Here is a 17,045-nt window from a genome sequence, read left to right on the forward strand (position 1 = left end):
GTTACGCACGCGGCGCCGTCCACCGCGCGCGCCCGCCGGAGCACTCTGGGGATCCATGCCGGATTCCGGGACGAAGGGCGGGCCACCGATGGCGAATCCGCTGGTGATGGACAGGGCGAGGTCGAATCTGACCAGCCGCGCCTTCTGGGTCGCGACGCTGGAGCGCATGATCCGCACCTTCGCGCAGGTCCTCCTGGCCAAGCTCGGCCTGGAGTCGGTGGGGATCATCCACGCGAAGTGGAGTGAGGGGCTCTCGCTCGCGGCGGGCGCCGCGCTCGCCGCGCTGCTGACCGCGGTCGCCACCTCGGGCACGGCCAGCGGCGGCCCCGGGCTGACCGAGCAGCCCGACCCCCGGGTGACCGGGACGGCGGGCGGCCACCCGGCGCCGAAGCCCTGACGGGGGCCGGCGGGACCGGCGGGGGCCGCCCGCGCGCAGGGCGGCCCGGGCCGCTACTTCTCCTCGAAGACCAGGTCGGTCGGCGGGCGGTTCAGCCGCACCGTGTCGCCGGTGACGTCCACCACCGTCCCGAATCCGGTCGACTGCCCGTTGGAGATGATGAACAGCCGGTCGCCGCGCTGCTCCAGATAGCTCTTGAAGCCGTCGAGCGAGGCGTCGCCGTCGTTCAGCGCGAGGTAGTCGGCGAGCCGCCGGAAGAGCTTCGGCAGGATCACGTCGCTGTCCGTGAGCGAGGCGATGCCCTGGACCTTCGCGCCGCGCTCGGTGACGTCCTCGGGCCACAGGCCCTTGCCCGCCTCCTGCGCCTGGTGCACGGCGTCCGTCAGCGCCTCGCGCAGGTCCACGTACAGCTTGCGGTAGTACGTCGGGTAGGCGAGGCCCTCGGCGATCTGGTGGTAGTTGACGGTGCGGCGCAGCAGGTCGACCCCCGCTGTCACCTCGCTCCCGCTCCGCCCCGGCGCGTCGCCGCGGCCCGCGAGGGACACGCACCTGCCGTACATGTCGGCGCCGCGGGTCAGTATGTAGCCCGGCGTGCTCTGCGGCTCGGCGTGCGTGACGATGCCGGCCTGGTCGCGCTCGACGCCCGAGAAGCCCAGCCAGGACAGCAGCTCTGCCGAGGCCTTGTCGCCGAACTCGTGCGGCTGGTGCAGCTCGCGCCCGTGCTGCGGGCGGTAGTGGGTCTCCAGCGCGTCGATGGCGTCCAGCCGGAGCTGGGCGCCGCCGCCCCGGTTGTGCCGCACACCGCCGGGGACCTTGCCCCACTCCTGCGGGTGGTCGGGGTAGAAGCGTATGGAGTCGCCGTCGGGGCTCGCCCCGAGCACCCGGTACGACCCCTTGATCACGAGCATCGGCATGACGACCGCCCCCTGTCGGGTGTGCTCCGCGAACTCCCGCTGTCGGTGCCTTGATTGGAGCACAGCGGGACACCTCTGCCCAGACATGGGGAAGACGCCGGAAAAGGAGCACACCGCGCGGGGGCGGTCCGGGGCGCTATCCGCCGGTGGCGCCGTACGGCAGGACCGGCTGGGCGCCCAACTGCCCGCCGTCAGCGGGAGATTGGCCGGGACTGTACGGCGCCGACTGCTGGCCCGGGGCGCCCCCGGGAGCGGCGCCCTGCCCCGGAGCGTGCCGCCCCTCGTGCGGTCCGGGACACGCGTGCGCGACGCCGGCGGCACCGGCGGCCAGCAGCACGGCGGCGGCCGTGAACAGGAAGCGGGAGGTACGGCGGTACGCGGTCGCGGCGCTCGGAGCCGGCGCGGACATCGGATCCGTCACGGACGTCGGGTCCTGCGCGCTCGGGGCCTTCGCGGCGTTCGGGAATCTCATCACGCGCGCACGCTCACAGCCCGCGGCGCCGGGCGCGGGTCCGGCACGCCGTCCGGCGGCGCGGTGCACCCGCCCGGCGGAAAGGGGCACCCCCGGCCGGGGCAACGCGCAGGGAAATGCGGGGCGCAACGGGGGACGCGCGATACAACAATCAGGCCGATCAACCGACTTGGGAGTATCTATGCGCATTCGCACCGCAGTAGTCGCCGGCGCGCTGGCCGCCGGCGCCGTCCTGGGCAGCACGGGGGCGGCCCTCGCCGACTCCGGCGCCCAGGGTTCCGCCACCGGGTCGCCCGGCCTCGTGTCCGGCAACAACATCCAGGTTCCCGTGCACATCCCGGTGCAGGTCTGCGGCAACAGCATCGGCGTCGTCTCGATCGCCAACCCCACGTTCGGCGACAAGTGCGCCGCCGGCTGACACACCGCGCCTCCGCTGCCCCCGCCACCGGCGGGGGCAGCCGTGCGTCCGGCCCTCCCGTACGGGTGAAGAACCCGCTCACCGGGGGACGTTCGGGGCCGGGCCGCCCCCGGTGGCTGCTACACCTGTGGGTCCGTACAGAAAGGGGAGATCTCTCATGCGCCGGCTCGCCGCACCGCTGATCGGGGCCACCGCCGCCCTCTCCGTCCTCGCCGCACCGGTCTCGGCCGCCGCGGCCGGCACCGGGGCCTCGGAGAGCGCCCCGCCGCTCAAGGGCCTGCTCAAGCGCCCGCTGCTCAAGGACCAGGCGAACGACATCTGCCTGGCCCCCACCCAGTTCGGCCGGCCGAAGCAGGGCCCCGCCTGCGGCAGCCCGGGCGGAGCGACCTCGACCGCGGACTGACCCCCGCGCTCTCCCCAGGGCACAAGCGGCCCCGGCACCCGTAAGGGCTGCCGGGGCCTTTTCGAGCGGCCGGCGCGGCGCTGACGACCGGGACGCCGCGTCAGCCGCGGTGTTCGGCCTGGAACATCCAGTGATGCTTCTCCAGGTCTCCGACCAGCGAGATGAAGATGTCCTCCGTGACGGGGTCGGGCTCACCGACGGCCCGCATGCGCTCCCTGGCCTTGCCGATCACGGCGGCCAGCGCGTCCACCATCGCCTGCACGGCGTCGGAGTCCTGCTGCCAGCCGTCCTTCACGGGGCCGATCGCGCTGCCGGAGGCCACGGTCGCGGAGCGGCCGTCCGGCGCGATGCCCAGGGCCGAGGCCCGCTCCGCCACGGTGTCGGAGTAGCCGCGCGCGGTGTCCACGACCTCGTCGAGCTGGAGGTGGATGGAGCGGAAGCGCGGGCCGACGACGTTCCAGTGGATCTGCTTGGCCACCAGGGAGAGGTCCACGAGGTCCACGAGAGCGCCCTGCAGCGCCTCACCGACGGTCTTCAGGTCTTCCTCGGGGAGAGTGCTCTTGACTGCGTACGCCACGACTGGATCGCTTTCTCTCGGTCGACGGTTCTGCCACCAACGTACATGTATGTGGCGAAAACGGACTAAGATCTCTTTTCGCTCTTAGCGTTCGTCGTCCGGGTGCCCAGGAGCGGCTGGCCCGAATCTCCCGATTCCTGGCCCCCGCGCCGCTGTCACCGCCGTGATCGGCCCGGCAGTCTGAGGCGCATGATCACCGACGACGACTGGCGCCTGGACCGCAGCCACCGCAGCCCCTCGGGCACCGTCCGCTGGGCCTCGCTCGGCACCCCGGGACAGCCGCCCGTGGTGCTCCTGCACGGCACGCCCTTCTCCTCGTACGTCTGGCGCGGGGTGGCACGCGCGCTGGCCAGGCGGCACCACGTGCTCGTCTGGGACATGCCGGGGTACGGGGTCTCGGAGCGGCACCGGGGGCAGGACGTGTCGCTGGCCGCGCAGGGCCGGGTCTTCGCCGGGCTGCTGGAGCACTGGCGCGCTGAGCTGGGCGTGGAGCGGCCCGCCGTGGTGGCGCACGACTTCGGCGGCTGCGTCGCGCTGCGGGCGCATCTGCTGCACGGCGCGGAGTACGCGCGCCTCGCCCTGGCCGACCCGGTGGCGCTGGCGCCGTGGGGCTCGGATACGTACCGGCTGCTCGGCGCGAACGCCGGGGTCTTCGAGCGGCTGCCGCCCGCGCTGCACGAGGCGCTGGTGCGCGAGTACGTCTCCTCGGCGAGCGCGCAGGGGCTGCGCCCCGGGGTGCTGGACCGGCTGGTCGCGCCGTGGCTCGGCGAGGAGGGGCAGCCGGCCTTCTACCGGCAGATCGCGCAGAACGACCAGCGCTGGACGGACGAGATCGAGGGCAGGTACGGGGAGGTGGCGGCGCCCTCGCTGGTGTGCTGGGGCGCCGAGGACACCTGGATCCCGCCGGAGCGCGCGCACCGCCTGGCCGCCGCACTGCCGGGCGCCGAGGTGCGGCTGCTGCACGGCGCGGGGCACCTGGTGCAGGAGGACGCTCCCGGGGAACTGGCCTTCGTGCTCGGCGACTTCCTGGCGGGCTAGGCGTACGGGGCCGGGGCCCTCAGCCGTCGAGCAGGCGCTCCGCCAGGTACTCGATCCTGGTGCGGCCCGCCGTCATCGCGTCGGCCCGCCGGTCCGCGTGCTCGGCCGAGCCGGTGACGGTCAGCACGAGGCGCGCGCCCTGCCCCGTACCTGCGCCGAGCTGCCAGCGGACGCGGCCCACCGGGCGGCCGCCCGCGAGCCAGGCGTACTCCAGCAGCCCGAAGGGCTCGTGCGCGAGGCGGTCGCCCAGCGGGAAGAGCGCGCCGTCCACGTCCGGCGCGGCCTCGAAGGACGCCCAGGCCACATCGGCGGGACGGACGAGCTGGCGCTCGAAGCGGACCTCCCAGCCGCCGTCGGGTCCTGTGCCAGCGGCGCCCTCGGTGAGATCGAAGTCCCGCACATAGCGCTCGTGGACCTGCTCCAGTTCGCCGGGTCCTGGCAGCGGTCCGGGGTCCTCCCCCGCGGCGACCGCGGACAGCCGCTCCATGCACGCCGACCAGCCCGCGGCGAAGCTGGCCGCGCCGAAGTGGTCGTCGAAGGTGTGGGTGAGGGTCAGCACCGAGCCCCAGCCGTCGCTGTCGCCGTCCGGGCACAGCTCCCAGTCCAGCAGCTCGGCGCCCCACTCCAGCGCGGCACGGCGGGGCGCGGTCAGCTCCCGTACCCGGCCGGTCATCCGGATGTCCGTGCCCGCGAAGCGGTAGACCAGCCCGGCGCCGGTGCGGAGCGGGCCGCCGTCCTCGGCCGCGACCTCGCAGGGGTACCACCGGGACATCGCCGCGGGCTCGGTCAGCGCGGGCCACACCTGATCAGGCGGCTGGGGGACCCTGCGGTGCAGCCGGAGCCTGGAGCGGCCTTCGGGGGTGCGGTCGAGCGCGTCCTGCAGAGGAGGCATGCGCCCACGGTAGGGAGGGGCGCGCCGCGGGCGGCAAGGGCTCGCCGGGGCACGTCCGCTCCGTTCCGGCCAAGGGGGCGCGGGCCGGGGTGCGGGCCCCGTCAGCCGTACGGGGCGCGGAGCTCGTCAGCCGTGCGGGCGCGGGTCAGTCGTGCGGCGCGCGGGCGAGCTGGCGGGACTGGCAGACCAGGCGGTCGGCGGTGTCCCAGATTTCCACGTCCTCCTCCAGGAAGCCGCCCGCGTGGTTGCGGGTCGTGATGGCGACCCGCAGCGGACCCGGAGCCGGCCTCGCGCGCACGTGGACGGTCAGCTCGACCGTGGGCACCCAGCCGCTCAGGCCCAGCTCGAAGGCGGTGGGCGGCAGCGCGTCCACGGTCATCAGCAGGGAGAGCGGGTCGGCGTCGCGGCCGTCGGCGAGCTCGAACCAGGCCCGCATCTCCCCCGCGCCGCTCGGCGCGCCCACGGCCCAGCCGCAGGTCGCGGGGTCGAGCCGCAGGTCGAGGCGCTTGCCCATCTCGGGTCCAGCGTCGGCGCCGCCGGGGTTGTCGCGCTGCCCGAAGCACTGCTCCATCGGCGGGATGTGCGGCGGCTTCGCGCTCGTACGGACGCTTTCGGAGAGGCCCGCGAGGTCGCCGTAGGTGGCGAGGACGCGGATGCGCTCCACGTCGTTGCCGCCCGCGTCGGTCTGGAACAGGCTCGCCGAGCCGGTGGAGAGGGTGCGCCCGGTGCGCGCGGTGTAGGTCCGCACCGTCGCGGGGCCCGGCGCCGTGGCGGTCAGATAGTGCGCGCTCACCGTGAAGGGGTCGGAGTGCTCCAGGTGCTCGCCCAGCGCGCGCCCGATCACCGCCAGCAGATAGCCGCCGTTCAGCACGTGCCCGATGGCCCAGCCCGGGGAGAGGTCCACGTCGTGGACGCCGGGGTGTCCGGCGCGCGGGCGTATCGCGGTGTCCCGGTCGAACTCGCTGAGCGGGGTGCTGGTTTCGGGCATGACCGCACCGTACACCGAAAGGTTACCCGCAGGTAGGGGCCTCCCTCCGCGCGGCCCCTACCGCATACGCGCACCTGCCCCCTACAGCGACTCCGTGTCCTGGGGCTGCTGGTCCGGAGCGTTCTCGGGGTGGTGGCAGGCGACCTCGTGGCCGGGGGCCAGGGCCGTCAGCGGGGGCTCCTCCACCGCGCAGATCTTCGTCGCCTTCCAGCAGCGGGTGTGGAAGCGGCAGCCGGACGGCGGCTTGATCGGCGAGGGCACGTCGCCCTGGAGCAGGATCCGCTCCCGCCCGCCGGCCTGCTTGCGGCGCGGGTCGGGCACGGGGACGGCGGAGAGCAGCGCCCGGGTGTAGGGGTGCATCGGCTCGGCGTACAGCGAGGTGCGGTCGGTCAGCTCCACGATCTTGCCGAGGTACATGACCGCGATCCGGTCCGAGACGTGCCGGATCACCGACAGGTCGTGCGCGATGATCACGTAGGTGAGGCCCAGCTCGTCCTGGAGGTCGTCGAGCAGGTTCACCACCTGGGCCTGGATGGAGACGTCCAGGGCCGAGACCGGCTCGTCGGCGACGACCAGCTTGGGGTTCAGTGCGAGCGCCCGCGCGATGCCGATGCGCTGCCGCTGGCCGCCGGAGAACTCGTGCGGATACCGGTTGTAGTGCTCGGGGTTGAGGCCCACGACCGACAGCAGCCGCTGGACCTCGGCCTTGACCCCGCCCTCCGGCGTGACGCCCTGGAGCTTGAACGGGGCGCCCACGATGGCGCCGACGGTGTGCCGCGGGTTCAGCGAGGAGTACGGGTCCTGGAAGATCATCTGGACGTCCCTGCGCATCGGGCGCATCGCCCCGGTGCCCAGGTGCGTGATGTCCCGGCCCTCGAACTCCACGGTGCCGCCGGTGGGTTCGAGCAGCCTGGTGATCAGGCGGCCCATGGTGGACTTGCCGCAGCCCGATTCGCCGACCACGCCCAGGGTCTCCCCCGCGCGCACGTCGAAGTCGATGCCGTCCACCGCGCGTACGGCGCCGACCTGGCGTTTCAGCACGCCCTTGGTGATCGGGAAGTGCTTCTTGAGGCCGCTCACCCTGAGCAGGGTCTGCCCCGGCTCCGGGTCGGGCGAGGTGCCGGCGAGCCCGGCCGCTGGAGTCGTCATGGTGGTGTCCTTCGTTCCGGAGCTCACAGCTTCGGCGCTATCTCTTCGGTCCAGATGCGCCGCCGGTCCTCGGCGGACATGTGGCACGCGGCGAGGTGCCCGTCGCCCGGTTCGCCCGCCTGCCGCAGCTCGGGCCGCTCTGTGCGGGTGACGCCGCCGGCCGGCACGTCGGCGTAGGGGCAGCGCGGGTTGAAGGCGCAGCCCTGGGGGATGTTGATGAGGCTGGGCGGGGAGCCCTTGACCGGGATGAGCCGTTCGGTCTCCTCCCTGTCCACCCGGGGCATGGAACCCAGCAGCCCCCAGGTGTAGGGGTGCCGAGGCTCGTAGAAGACCTGCTCGGCGGTGCCGTACTCGACGCAGCGCCCGCCGTACATCACCAGGATGTCGTCGCTCAGCTCGGCGACCACGCCCAGGTCGTGGGTGATGATGATGACCGCGGAGCCGAACTCCTTCTGCAGGTCCCTGATCAGGTCGAGGATCTGCGCCTGCACGGTGACGTCGAGCGCGGTGGTCGGCTCGTCGGCGATGAGCAGTTCGGGGTTGTTCACGAGCGCCATGGCGATCATCGCGCGCTGCCGCATGCCGCCGGAGAACTCGTGCGGATAGCTCTTCACGCGCTGGTCCGGCTGCGGGATGCCGACCCGGTCGAGCAGTTCGACGGCCCGCGTGTACGCCTTCTTCTTGTCGACGTCGTGGTGTACCCGGTACGCCTCGACGATCTGCTGCCCGATGGTGAAGTACGGGTGCAGCGCGGAGAGCGGGTCCTGGAAGATCATGGCGACCTCGCGGCCGCGCAGCTTGCGCACCTCGTCCGGGTCCGAGCCGAGCAGCTCCTTGCCGTCGAGCCAGATCTCGCCCGAGATGTCGGCCCGCTGCCGGCCGTACTGGCCGACCGTGTGCAGGCCCATGATGCCGAGCGAGGTGACGGACTTGCCTGAGCCCGACTCGCCCACGATGCCGAGGGTCTTGCCCTTCTCGAGCTGGAAGGAGAGCCCGTCGACGGACTTGACCACGCCGTCCTCGGTCGGGAAGTGCACCCGCAGGTCGCGGACTTCGAGGAAGGCGCGCGGCGGACGGGAGGCGGCGACCGGCTCGCCGAGCGCCGAGGCACCGCTCTCGCCGACGGCCGAAGTGCCGGTGCCCTCGGTCTTGTTCATGTCCGGTGCCTCGTTCACGCCAGCCTCACTCGTGGGTCGATCACGGCGTACAGGATGTCCACCACCAGGTTCGCGATGATGACGGCCGACGAGGTGATCAGCACGACGCCGAGGATGATCGGCAGGTCGCGGTCGTAGATCGCCTTGAGCACGGCCTGTCCGAGGCCCGGGATGGAGAAGGTGGTCTCGGTGAGGATGGCACCGCCCATCAGCGCGCCGAGGTCGATGCCGAGCAGGGTGAGGATCGGCGTCATGGTGGAGCGCATGGCGTGCTTGCCGATGACGACGGGTTCCCTCAGTCCCTTCGCTCTCGCGGTGCGGATGTAGTCCTCGCCCATGACCTCCAGCATGGTGGCCCTGGTCATCCGCGCGTACATGGCCCCGTGCAGGAAGGCCAGGGTGATCCAGGGCAGGATCATTCCGGCGAACCACTTGGCCGGGTTCTCCGAGAAGGCCACGAACTCGCCATCCAGCCACCCCAGTCCGTAGGAGAAGATCGCCAGCGAGAGCAGGCCGGTGAAGTAGATGGGCAGCGAGACGCCGCCGAGGGCGATCGCCATGGCGATCCGGTCCCACAGGGTGCCGCGCTTGAGCGCGGAGACCACGCCGGCCGCGATGCCGAACAGCAGCCACAGCACGGCCGCGCCGGCCGCCAGCGACAGGGTGATCGGGAAGCGGTCCTCCAGGGTGGGCCACACCGCCTGCTCGGTGCGGAAGGAGTAGCCGAAGCACGGCGCCGAGCAGTGGATGGTGTCGCCGCCGCCCGTGTAGTCGCGGCCGACGAAGATGCCCTTCACGAAGTCGAAGAGCTGCACCAGGATCGGGTCGGCCAGGCCGAGCTTCTCGCGCACGCCCTCGATGGCCGCCGCGTCGGCCTGCTTGCCGACGTACATCGCGGCCGGGTCCACGCCCGTCCACTTCGGTACCAGGAAGAAGATGCAGAAGGTCACCAGCATGACGACCAGCAGCATCACGATGACGGCGAACATCCGCCGGATGAGATATGCGAGCACCGCTCTCGGCCGCGGGCGGCCCCGGGTTCGCCGGGACCGCCCTGGCCCTCACCTGCCCTTCGCTTCGCGCTCGGCGGCTGTCGTTACTTCTGCACGCCGATGGAGGCGTAGTCGTAGAAGCCGTTGTTGTTGGTGGTCGTGTAGACGTTGGTCAGCCGGGAGCTGCGCCACTTGATGTTCTTCTCGAACACGAACGGCAGGTATACGGCGTGCTCGGAGACCTTCTTGTTGATGTCCGAGTAGATCTTCGCGGCCTCGTTCTCGGTCTTCGCCGCGATGGCCTGCGCGAACATCTTGTCGATCTTCGGGTCCTTGAGTTCGCTGTAGTTGTTGTTGCCGTTCGGCAGGATGTACTTGGAGTGCACCAGCGGCATCATGTAGCCCTGCCCTGACCCGAAGTCGGGGCCCCAGCCCATGATGATGATCCCGTAGTTGTGCTTCTTGACGTAGTCCGGGTTGCCGATGATGCCGGTGGTCTGGGCGCCGTCGTACTGGTCGAGTTCGGCGTTGATGCCGATCTTCTTCAGCGAGGCCTGGAGCGACTCGGCGGAGGCCACCTCGACCGGCTTGTTGTTGCGGACCGCGATGGTGGTCTTGAAGCCGTTCGGCTTGCCGCAGGCCTTCAGCTCCTCCTTGGCCTTGGCGGTGTTCGGCTTCCCGCCGTTCGCCGTCGCGCCGTAGGGGTCGTACGAGGGGTCGTTGCCCGGAACGGTCTTCGGCAGCATGTTGGTGCCGATGTCACCGCCGGCCAGCGGGCCGCCGCGCGCGGTCTGCAGGGACTTCTTGTCCGCGCCGTAGATGACGGCCTTGCGGCAGTGGATGTTGTCGAAGGGCTTCACCGTCTGCGGGAAGACCGCGTAGCGGATGTAGCCGGTGTCCGGGTTGTCGAGGTTGCCCTTGGCGTCCTGGATCGCCTTGGTGCGCCCGGCCGGGCTGAGCCCAGTGCCGTTCAGGTCGACGTCGTAGTCGCCGTTGATGAGGCGGTTGTCCATCTCGTCGGCGCTGGTGATCAGGTTGAGCGTGATCTTGTCGGGCAGCGCCTTGCGGACGGTGTCGGTCTTCGGGTCCCAGTTGGTGTTGCGGACCAGGACCATCGACTTGTTCGGGGTGTAGGCCTGCCACTTGTACGGGCCGGCGGAGAACGGCTTCAGGCCGTACTTGCCCTTGGTGTCCTTGTCGGCGCGCACCGGGGAGCCCGAGGGCATCGCGAGCATCTTCTCGAAGTCCACGTTCGGCTTCGGCAGCTTGAAGACGATGGTCTTCGCGTCCGGCGTCTCGATCGCCTTCAGACCCAGCTTGTCCTTGGACTTGTCCTTGTAGGGGCCCTTGTACTTGCCGTCCGGGTCCAGCACGTCCTTGAGGTAGACGGGGCCGCCGGAGATGACGTCCTGCGCCCAGATCCGCTCGATGCCGTACTTGATGTCCTGGGAGGTGATCGGCTTGCCGTCCTCCCACTTCACCCCGGACTTGAGCGTGTAGGTATACGTCTTGCGATCAGGGGATATTTTGGCCGTGGAGGTCGCCAGGTCGGGAACGAGCGTCTCGCTCTCCTTGCCCGGGGCGGCCTTGTTGGTGATCAGCGTGCGCGTGTAGTAGCGCGCGAAGTCCCACATGAAGCCGTAGTAACCGCGCTGCGGGTCCCAGGAGTCGGCGTCCTGCGTGCCGATGTACTTGAGGGTGCCGCCCTTCTTGGTGGAGGCGTTCAGCACCTTGTCGTTGGCCTTGTCGTATCCGGGACCGGCCTTGTCGCCGCCGTCGTCGCCGCCTCCGCCGCACGCCGCGGTGGACAGCAGAGCCGCGACCACCATGGCCGCGCCGGCGGCATGTTTGCCCTTCGCCGAGCGTTGAGTTGTCACGATCTCGCATCCTCCGTGTGGGTCTCGGCCCGCACACCCTGGTGCGGTGCCGGGTTGGGGAAGTGCCGGCCGGTCACGGGGGATCGGCCGGAACAGCCGGAGCAGCCGGGAGAACAGCCGCTGAGGTCCCGCATCAGCGGGAGCCCTTCGGGTCGAGCGCGTCGCGCACCCCGTCGCCGAAGAGGTTGAACGCCAGTACCGTGATGAAGATCGCCGCACCGGGCACGATCATGAACATGGGGTCGGACTCGAAGGTCCTGATCGCCGTGGAGAGCATCTGCCCCCACGAGGACGTCGGCGGCTTGACCCCGACGCCCAGGAAGCTGAGCGCGGCCTCGGTGAGGATGTTGGTCGGGATCATCAGCGTCATGTACACCGTGATCGGCGCGACCAGGTTCGGCAGCAGCTCCTTGAACAGGATGTACGCGCGCCCCGCGCCGAGACTGCGGGCCGACTCCACGTACTCCCGCTCGCGCAGCGACAGCGTGAGGCCGCGCACGATGCGTCCGATGTACGGCCAGCCGAACAGGCCGATCACCGTGACCAGCACCCCGATCCGCAGCCCCGTGCCGGTCAGCCCGAACAGCTCGCTGGGCACCACGGAGATCAGCGCGATGGCGAACAGCAGCTGCGGGAAGGAGAGCAGCATGTCCATCACGCGGCTGATGACCGAGTCGATCCAGCCGCCGAAGTAGCCGGCGATGATGCCCAGCACGGTCCCGAGCGCCACCGCGACGATCGCCGCGAGGAAGCCGACCAGCAGCGAGACGCGGGCGCCGTAGACGATCCGGCTGAACACGTCGCGGCCGTTGACCGGTTCGACGCCGAGCAGGAAGTCGTGGCTGATGCCGCCGAGCGGACCGATGGGCGTCGAGGTCAGCGGGTCGATCTTGTCCTCGTGGTACTCGTTCGGCGGGTGGCCGAAGGCGCCCACGATGAGCGGGGCGAAGACGGCCACCAGCACCAGGAAGATCACCACGGCGCCGCCGGCCAGCGCCAGCTTGTCGCGCTTGAGGCGGTTCCACGCGATGCGGCCGAGCGAGCGGCCCTCCACCGAGGACTTGGACGCCTGCGCCGCGGCTTCGGCGTCCGCGGCATCGGACACCGGAGTCGGCTCGTGCAGTGGTGCCGTCATCGCAGTGAGAACTCCTCCCGGCCGGTGGTGACCAGCCCCCAACTGCCGCCGGATGGGCGGCCAGTGCGCAAGCAAGCAGTTCGTACACAAGGCCGACGGCCTCATGGCTGGGGAGTCTTCAACGTGGCATGGATCACCCGCCAGCCTCCGGCGTCAAAGGATGCGTAACCGTGATGTGGGGGGCCAGCTTCCGTTATACGGACGGGAGTTGACGTACAGCGGTATTCGCGGAGGGGTTATCTCCCGATTCGGTACGGGATAGCCCTCTGGACAGGCAGAAAGCGGAAGGCACCCTCCGGCCGGCACGGCGGGAGGGTTCACGAGGGGTGCGCGGGAGGCTCGCCCAGCTCGGCTCAGTAAGCGCGCGGGTAGCCGTACCCCTGCCCGGGGCCCGTGCCCAGGGCCGCGCCCGCCGGCGCCTCGCGGTCGAAGAAGGGGCGGGAGTTGCGCCGCAGCCACATCGCGACCGGGTCGTAGTCGTCCGCCATGGCGACGCTGGAGACCGGCAGCCCCTCCGGCACGGCGGCCACCGACTGCTGCATCATCTGCCGCACGGCCGCCACCGACTGCTCCCCGCTGTCGTAGAGGTCGAGCCCGATGGCCAGATACGGGGTGCCCAGCGCGGGCTGCACCCAGCAGCGGCGCAGCGAGCGCACCGCGGGGGTGCGGTGCGCGGAGTGCGTGAGCTGGGCGTAGAACTGCGGGATCTCCAGGGCCGGTTCACCGATGCGGAGCGGTCCGGCCGGCAGGCGGTCGAGGCCGCAGGCGATGCGCCGCAGGTCGAGCCAGGGGATGCCGACGCCGCCGCCGGGCGCGTGCGGATTGAGCCAGATCCCCCAGCGCTCGGGGAACAGGGCGGTGGCGATCTCCCGTCCGGGGACCACCTCGTGGGCGCGGTTCCACCCCGAGACGGCGAGCTCCTGGGCCGAGGTCACACAGGGGGCGTAGCCATAGCCGCCGACCTCCATGTTTCCGTACTGCGCGTCGGGGGCCCCGGCCTGTCCCGTCCACAGGAGCATCCAGAGCTCCGCACCGGCGAGCGCGTGCAGCAGCGCCTCGTAGGTGTCGAACCGTCCGGGCGACACCTGTTGCAGAAGCTGCTCGACGCTTCCTCCCGCGCTCACGTAGCCGCCCCATTTCTGCTCTGGTCACCGTGCCCGCACTCCCGTACGAGCGCGCCCCGTCATCTCACCAGCTTAAGAGGCGGATACGACAGGCCGCCGCCGACTCGTCGCTTCCGCATGGAGGGGTGTACGGGAGGCCGCGCGACGGTCCGTGCGCCGGTGCGCACACACGGGCCGCACGCGCCGCACGGCCTCGCCGTCGCACCGGCCGGCCGTCTTCGCGAGCGTGACCGGCCGGCCTCGCGTACGGGCCCGGCCGCCTCAGCCCTCTTCGCGGGCGTAGAAGGGCCGCACGCAGTGCCGCATCCAGTCGGCCACCGGATCGGTCTGCGCCGCGTCCAGGAACACGAGCTGCACGGGCCACTTGACGGACTCCCTGCCCAGCGCGCGGCCCAGCGCGTCGTGCGCAGCCTGCCGCGCCTCGGGGTCCAGCAGGTCGAGTTCGACGCCGACGAACAGCGCCGGAGGGTCGCCCTCGCTGCTCGCGAGCGCGCGCCGCGCGGTCCGTACGGGACCGAGCACCGCGAACTCGCCCGCGGCAGCCGCCAGGAAGTCGACCGGCTCCTCCTGCCAGTCCGGCTCGAAGAGCCGCACCCGCGCCCCCCGCGCCACGCCCCAGGCGGCCTGCTCGTTGGGGTTGTTCTTGCACAGCTCGGCGACGGCCTCGGGGGGCAGCGGCACGCCGACCGTGCCCTCCGGGTTCACCGCGATGCCGACCTGCGGGGGCAGGCCGCGCGCGAACTCCCGCGCCGGTGCGATCGCGAACGACATGTGGGAGCCGACGACTTGGAGGAACTGCTGCTCGGAGCTGAAGACCGGCGTGTACGGAGCGCCGCCGAGCTGGATGGTCGGCAGGTCGAGGTCGCGGCTCTGCGGGCCGCCGCCCTCCGGCAGCGGCACCCACACGCTGCTGCGCCCCAGCACCTCCAGCAGCCTGGCGCCCGCGTTGGGGACGTTCAGCGAGGCGGCCAGCGCCTCCTCCAGCTCGTTGCCCGGCCACCCTCCGCCGTGGCCGGGCCCGAAGTCCTGCAGCATGCTCATGCGATCACCCTATCCGGGGTTCCCGAGCGGGTGTTCCCGCCGCCGCTGTTCCCCATCGGGCTCTCTCCCGGCGTACCCCCGCACCGGCCGACGGCGGTCCCCCCGGGGGGGGCGGTCCCGCTACTCGAAGGCGATCCCCGTCAGGGAGCCCGCTGCCGCGCGGTCCAGCAGGACGACGGAGGAGCAGCCCCGCGGCGCACGCCCCGACTCCGCGAGCCCGATCAGCCGCGCGACCGCCCGCCTGTGCCGTACGAAGGCGTACCCGGAGACGCCCCGGCCGCGCGCCGCCTGGCCCTCCAGCGCGGTGCCGGGCGGCACGTCGAGCAGCACCAGGTGCATGCCGCGCCCGCGGCGCCTGGCGTCCCGCGCGACCCAGCGGCGCACCCAGCTCTGGGTCCCGCAGTCGTGCACCACCACGCTCGCGCCGGAGGCCAACGCACCGCGGAGCCCGGCGAAATGGGCCAGCCGGACAAAGGGTCGGTACATCCCGTACGGGAGCCAGTCGGGCATCCGGTGCTCCCAACGCTCGCGCATGTCCTGGGAGTCGATGCGCCGCACCGCGTCGCCGAGCGCGAGGGTGCGCCGCATCAGCGTGGACTTGCCGCTGCCCGGCAGCCCTGAGACGACCAGCCGGTCGCCGGCCGCGAAGCGCAGCACGCCGTCCGGGGCCGTGCCCCGCAGGTCGCGGCGCTCCGCCGCGGGGAAGGGTGCCGCGGGCGCGGCGCGCGGCGCGGGCACGGCGGGCTCGGGCCCGCCCTCCGTGCCGCTCCCGGTCACCGTCGCGCTCACCGCGGCGTACGCACTGCGCAGGCTGCCCACCCGATCGCCCTCCCCGCATCCGGCCGCTCGCCGCGGCTTTCCCCGAGAGTGTCAAGGATCGGTAATGCGGTTCAAGGCGAGCGGACTCCGGCCCTCCGGCCCCGGCGGGGCGCCGCCGCCCCCGGAAAGTCCGTGCGCTGCCCGTACTCGGCCACAAGGCGGCGGAAAAAAGCTGCTCGGCCGGGGGGACCCGGGGTGGAGGCCCATGCCATGATGTGCGGGCCAACTCCATACCGGCCGCTTGAGCCCGCGCGGGAGAGTCCCCGTCCGCACACCGACGGGGCGCCGAAGGAGCAAGTTCCTCCCTTGAATCTCTCAGGCCCCGATACCGCGCAGGGTGAGGCAGATCTGAAAAGCGGGCCGCCGCCCCCGGACACCCGGGCCGTCGGAGGCTCCACCCAAGGTGCAAGCCGGGCCCCGCGCAGCGGGGATGGCGGCGAACCTCTCAGGTTCCGATGACAGATGGGGAGGACAACCGCGTCCCCACACACCGGGAGCCTGAACCGTGACCGACACACCGCCCTCCCCGCGCAAGACCGCGCTGGATGCCACGCACCGCGCGCTCGGCGCGACGATGACCGACTTCGCCGGCTGGGACATGCCGCTGCGGTACGCCAGCGAGCGCGACGAGCACAACGCCGTGCGCACCCGGGCAGGACTCTTCGACCTCTCGCACATGGGCGAGATCACCGTCTCCGGGCCGCAGGCCGCCGAGCTGCTGGACTACGCGCTGGTGGGCAACCTCACCAAGCTCGCCGTCGGCCGCGCCCGCTACACCATGATCTGCGACGAGAACGGCGGCATCCTCGACGACCTGATCGTCTACCGCACCGGCGAGCAGACCTACATGGTCGTCGCCAACGCCGCGAACGCCCAGGTCGTGCTGGACGCGCTCACCGCGCGCTCGGACGGCTTCAAGGAGGCCGAGGTCCGCGACGACCGCGACGCGTACGCGCTGCTCGCGGTCCAGGGCCCGGAGGCAGCCGGCATCCTCGCCCGGCTCACCGACGCCGACCTGGAGGGCCTGAAGTACTACGCGGGCCTGCCCGGCACCGTCGCGGGCAAGCAGGCGCTGATCGCCCGCACCGGGTACACCGGCGAGGACGGCTTCGAGCTGTTCACCGACCCCGCCGACGCGGTCGCCGTGTGGGAGGCGCTGACCGAGGCGGGCCAGGACGCGGGCCTCGTCCCCTGCGGGCTGAGCTGCCGCGACACCCTCCGCCTCGAGGCCGGCATGCCGCTGTACGGGCACGAGCTCTCCACCGCGAGCACCCCCTTCGACGCGGGCCTCGGCCGCATCGTGAAGTTCGAGAAGGAGACCAACGGCGGCCGCTTCGTGGGCCGCGAGCCCCTCGAGGCCGCCAAGGAGCGCGCCGAGAAGGCCCCGCCGCGCAAGCTCGTCGGCCTGATCGCCGAGGGCCGCAGGGTGCCGCGCGCCGGATATCCGGTGGTCTCGGCCGCCGACGGTACGGTCATCGGCGAGGTCACCTCCGGCGCGCCCTCCCCCACCCTGGGCAAGCCGATCGCGATGGCGTATGTGGACGCCGCCCGCTCCGAGCCCGGCACCGAGGGTGTCGCGGTGGACATCCGGGGCAAGCACGAGCCGTACGAAGTGGTCGCGCTCCCCTTCTACAAGCGGCAGCGCTGAGCTC

18 protein-coding genes and 1 riboswitch are annotated in these 17,045 nt (G+C 71.8%); of the genes, 5 read left to right on the forward strand and 13 right to left on the reverse strand.

Going from position 1 to position 17,045, the window contains the following annotated elements; translation table 11 throughout:
* Positions 1-55: 55 nt before the first annotated feature.
* A complete protein-coding gene (locus ABEE00_RS27775; RefSeq protein ID WP_345748441.1) occupies positions 56-397 on the forward strand; it encodes a holin in 342 nt (113 codons plus the stop codon).
* 53 nt (positions 398-450) lie between these two features.
* Here the strand turns inward: ABEE00_RS27775 and ABEE00_RS27780 are convergent, their stop codons facing one another.
* Both ABEE00_RS27780 and ABEE00_RS27785 read right to left on the reverse strand, forming a co-directional pair.
* Positions 451-1,311 (reverse strand): nuclease, encoded by an 861-nt coding sequence (locus ABEE00_RS27780; RefSeq protein WP_345748442.1) that lies wholly within the window; start codon positions 1,309-1,311, stop codon positions 451-453.
* A gap of 136 nt (positions 1,312-1,447) precedes the next feature.
* Entirely contained in the window at positions 1,448-1,732 is a 285-nt protein-coding gene (locus ABEE00_RS27785) for a hypothetical protein (protein ID WP_345748443.1), read from the reverse strand.
* Positions 1,733-1,964: 232 nt separating this feature from the next.
* Between ABEE00_RS27785 and ABEE00_RS27790 the strand changes: the two genes are divergently transcribed.
* Together ABEE00_RS27790 and ABEE00_RS27795 are read left to right on the forward strand one after the other, a co-directional pair.
* Positions 1,965-2,201, forward strand: coding sequence for a chaplin (locus ABEE00_RS27790; protein ID WP_345748444.1), 237 nt, complete (start codon positions 1,965-1,967; stop codon positions 2,199-2,201).
* 157 nt (positions 2,202-2,358) lie between these two features.
* Positions 2,359-2,604: a hypothetical protein gene (locus ABEE00_RS27795; RefSeq protein WP_345748445.1), complete on the forward strand. Its 246-nt coding sequence runs from the start codon at positions 2,359-2,361 to the stop codon at positions 2,602-2,604.
* Positions 2,605-2,704: 100 nt separating this feature from the next.
* On the opposite strand, the gene ABEE00_RS27800 is transcribed toward ABEE00_RS27795, so the two are convergent.
* The gene (locus ABEE00_RS27800; protein WP_345748446.1) at positions 2,705-3,181 is read right to left on the reverse strand and encodes a Dps family protein; all 477 of its coding nucleotides are present in this window, start codon (positions 3,179-3,181) and stop codon (positions 2,705-2,707) included.
* Positions 3,182-3,370: 189 nt separating this feature from the next.
* Between ABEE00_RS27800 and ABEE00_RS27805 the strand changes: the two genes are divergently transcribed.
* Positions 3,371-4,219 (forward strand): alpha/beta fold hydrolase, encoded by an 849-nt coding sequence (locus ABEE00_RS27805; RefSeq protein WP_345748447.1) that lies wholly within the window; start codon positions 3,371-3,373, stop codon positions 4,217-4,219.
* A 19-nt stretch (positions 4,220-4,238) separates the two neighbouring features.
* Here the strand turns inward: ABEE00_RS27805 and ABEE00_RS27810 are convergent, their stop codons facing one another.
* The 10 genes from ABEE00_RS27810 to ABEE00_RS27855 all read right to left on the reverse strand — a co-directional run bounded on the left by ABEE00_RS27810 (position 4,239) and on the right by ABEE00_RS27855 (position 15,384).
* Positions 4,239-5,111, reverse strand: coding sequence for an SRPBCC domain-containing protein (locus ABEE00_RS27810; protein ID WP_345748448.1), 873 nt, complete (start codon positions 5,109-5,111; stop codon positions 4,239-4,241).
* 145 nt (positions 5,112-5,256) lie between these two features.
* Positions 5,257-6,099, reverse strand: a complete 843-nt coding sequence (locus ABEE00_RS27815) for a thioesterase family protein (protein WP_345748449.1) — start codon at positions 6,097-6,099, stop codon at positions 5,257-5,259.
* Between the two features lie 81 nt (positions 6,100-6,180).
* The gene (locus ABEE00_RS27820) at positions 6,181-7,248 is read right to left on the reverse strand and encodes an ABC transporter ATP-binding protein (protein WP_345748450.1); all 1,068 of its coding nucleotides are present in this window, start codon (positions 7,246-7,248) and stop codon (positions 6,181-6,183) included.
* Positions 7,249-7,271: 23 nt separating this feature from the next.
* Entirely contained in the window at positions 7,272-8,405 is a 1,134-nt protein-coding gene (locus tag ABEE00_RS27825; protein ID WP_345748561.1) for an ABC transporter ATP-binding protein, read from the reverse strand.
* Positions 8,406-8,419: 14 nt separating this feature from the next.
* Positions 8,420-9,418: an ABC transporter permease gene (locus tag ABEE00_RS27830; protein WP_345748451.1), complete on the reverse strand. Its 999-nt coding sequence runs from the start codon at positions 9,416-9,418 to the stop codon at positions 8,420-8,422.
* 83 nt (positions 9,419-9,501) lie between these two features.
* Complete coding sequence (locus ABEE00_RS27835; protein ID WP_451918680.1) at positions 9,502-11,274, reverse strand: ABC transporter substrate-binding protein; 1,773 nt, start codon at positions 11,272-11,274, stop codon at positions 9,502-9,504.
* 133 nt (positions 11,275-11,407) lie between these two features.
* Positions 11,408-12,409 (reverse strand): ABC transporter permease, encoded by a 1,002-nt coding sequence (locus ABEE00_RS27840; protein ID WP_345748452.1) that lies wholly within the window; start codon positions 12,407-12,409, stop codon positions 11,408-11,410.
* A gap of 353 nt (positions 12,410-12,762) precedes the next feature.
* Entirely contained in the window at positions 12,763-13,533 is a 771-nt protein-coding gene (locus tag ABEE00_RS27845) for an enhanced serine sensitivity protein SseB C-terminal domain-containing protein (protein WP_345748453.1), read from the reverse strand.
* Positions 13,534-13,794: 261 nt separating this feature from the next.
* Positions 13,795-14,574, reverse strand: coding sequence for an enhanced serine sensitivity protein SseB (locus tag ABEE00_RS27850; protein ID WP_345748454.1), 780 nt, complete (start codon positions 14,572-14,574; stop codon positions 13,795-13,797).
* Between the two features lie 120 nt (positions 14,575-14,694).
* Positions 14,695-15,384, reverse strand: coding sequence for an AAA family ATPase (locus ABEE00_RS27855; RefSeq protein WP_451918684.1), 690 nt, complete (start codon positions 15,382-15,384; stop codon positions 14,695-14,697).
* Between the two features lie 251 nt (positions 15,385-15,635).
* Positions 15,636-15,734: riboswitch (glycine riboswitch) on the forward strand.
* 164 nt (positions 15,735-15,898) lie between these two features.
* Between ABEE00_RS27855 and gcvT the strand changes: the two genes are divergently transcribed.
* Positions 15,899-17,041: a glycine cleavage system aminomethyltransferase GcvT gene (gene gcvT, locus ABEE00_RS27860; RefSeq protein WP_345748455.1), complete on the forward strand. Its 1,143-nt coding sequence runs from the start codon at positions 15,899-15,901 to the stop codon at positions 17,039-17,041.
* Positions 17,042-17,045: the final 4 nt, after the last annotated feature.

It is taken from the genome of Streptomyces odontomachicola (genome assembly GCF_039605595.1).
Classification (GTDB): Bacteria; Actinomycetota; Actinomycetes; order Streptomycetales; family Streptomycetaceae; genus Streptomyces.

Excerpts from the sequence above, each read along its gene's own strand:
- ABEE00_RS27775 (WP_345748441.1), top strand. The coding sequence starts at position 56 with ATGCCGGATTCCGGGACGAAGGGCGGGCCACCGATGGCGAATCCGCTG.
- ABEE00_RS27780 (WP_345748442.1), bottom strand. The coding sequence starts at position 1,311 with ATGCCGATGCTCGTGATCAAGGGGTCGTACCGGGTGCTCGGGGCGAGC.
- ABEE00_RS27790 (WP_345748444.1), top strand. The coding sequence starts at position 1,965 with ATGCGCATTCGCACCGCAGTAGTCGCCGGCGCGCTGGCCGCCGGCGCC.
- ABEE00_RS27795 (WP_345748445.1), top strand. The coding sequence starts at position 2,359 with ATGCGCCGGCTCGCCGCACCGCTGATCGGGGCCACCGCCGCCCTCTCC.
- ABEE00_RS27805 (WP_345748447.1), top strand. The coding sequence starts at position 3,371 with ATGATCACCGACGACGACTGGCGCCTGGACCGCAGCCACCGCAGCCCC.
- ABEE00_RS27810 (WP_345748448.1), bottom strand. The coding sequence starts at position 5,111 with ATGCCTCCTCTGCAGGACGCGCTCGACCGCACCCCCGAAGGCCGCTCC.
- ABEE00_RS27815 (WP_345748449.1), bottom strand. The coding sequence starts at position 6,099 with ATGCCCGAAACCAGCACCCCGCTCAGCGAGTTCGACCGGGACACCGCG.
- ABEE00_RS27820 (WP_345748450.1), bottom strand. The coding sequence starts at position 7,248 with ATGACGACTCCAGCGGCCGGGCTCGCCGGCACCTCGCCCGACCCGGAG.
- ABEE00_RS27825 (WP_345748561.1), bottom strand. The coding sequence starts at position 8,405 with ATGAACAAGACCGAGGGCACCGGCACTTCGGCCGTCGGCGAGAGCGGT.
- ABEE00_RS27840 (WP_345748452.1), bottom strand. The coding sequence starts at position 12,409 with ATGACGGCACCACTGCACGAGCCGACTCCGGTGTCCGATGCCGCGGAC.
- ABEE00_RS27850 (WP_345748454.1), bottom strand. The coding sequence starts at position 14,574 with ATGAGCATGCTGCAGGACTTCGGGCCCGGCCACGGCGGAGGGTGGCCG.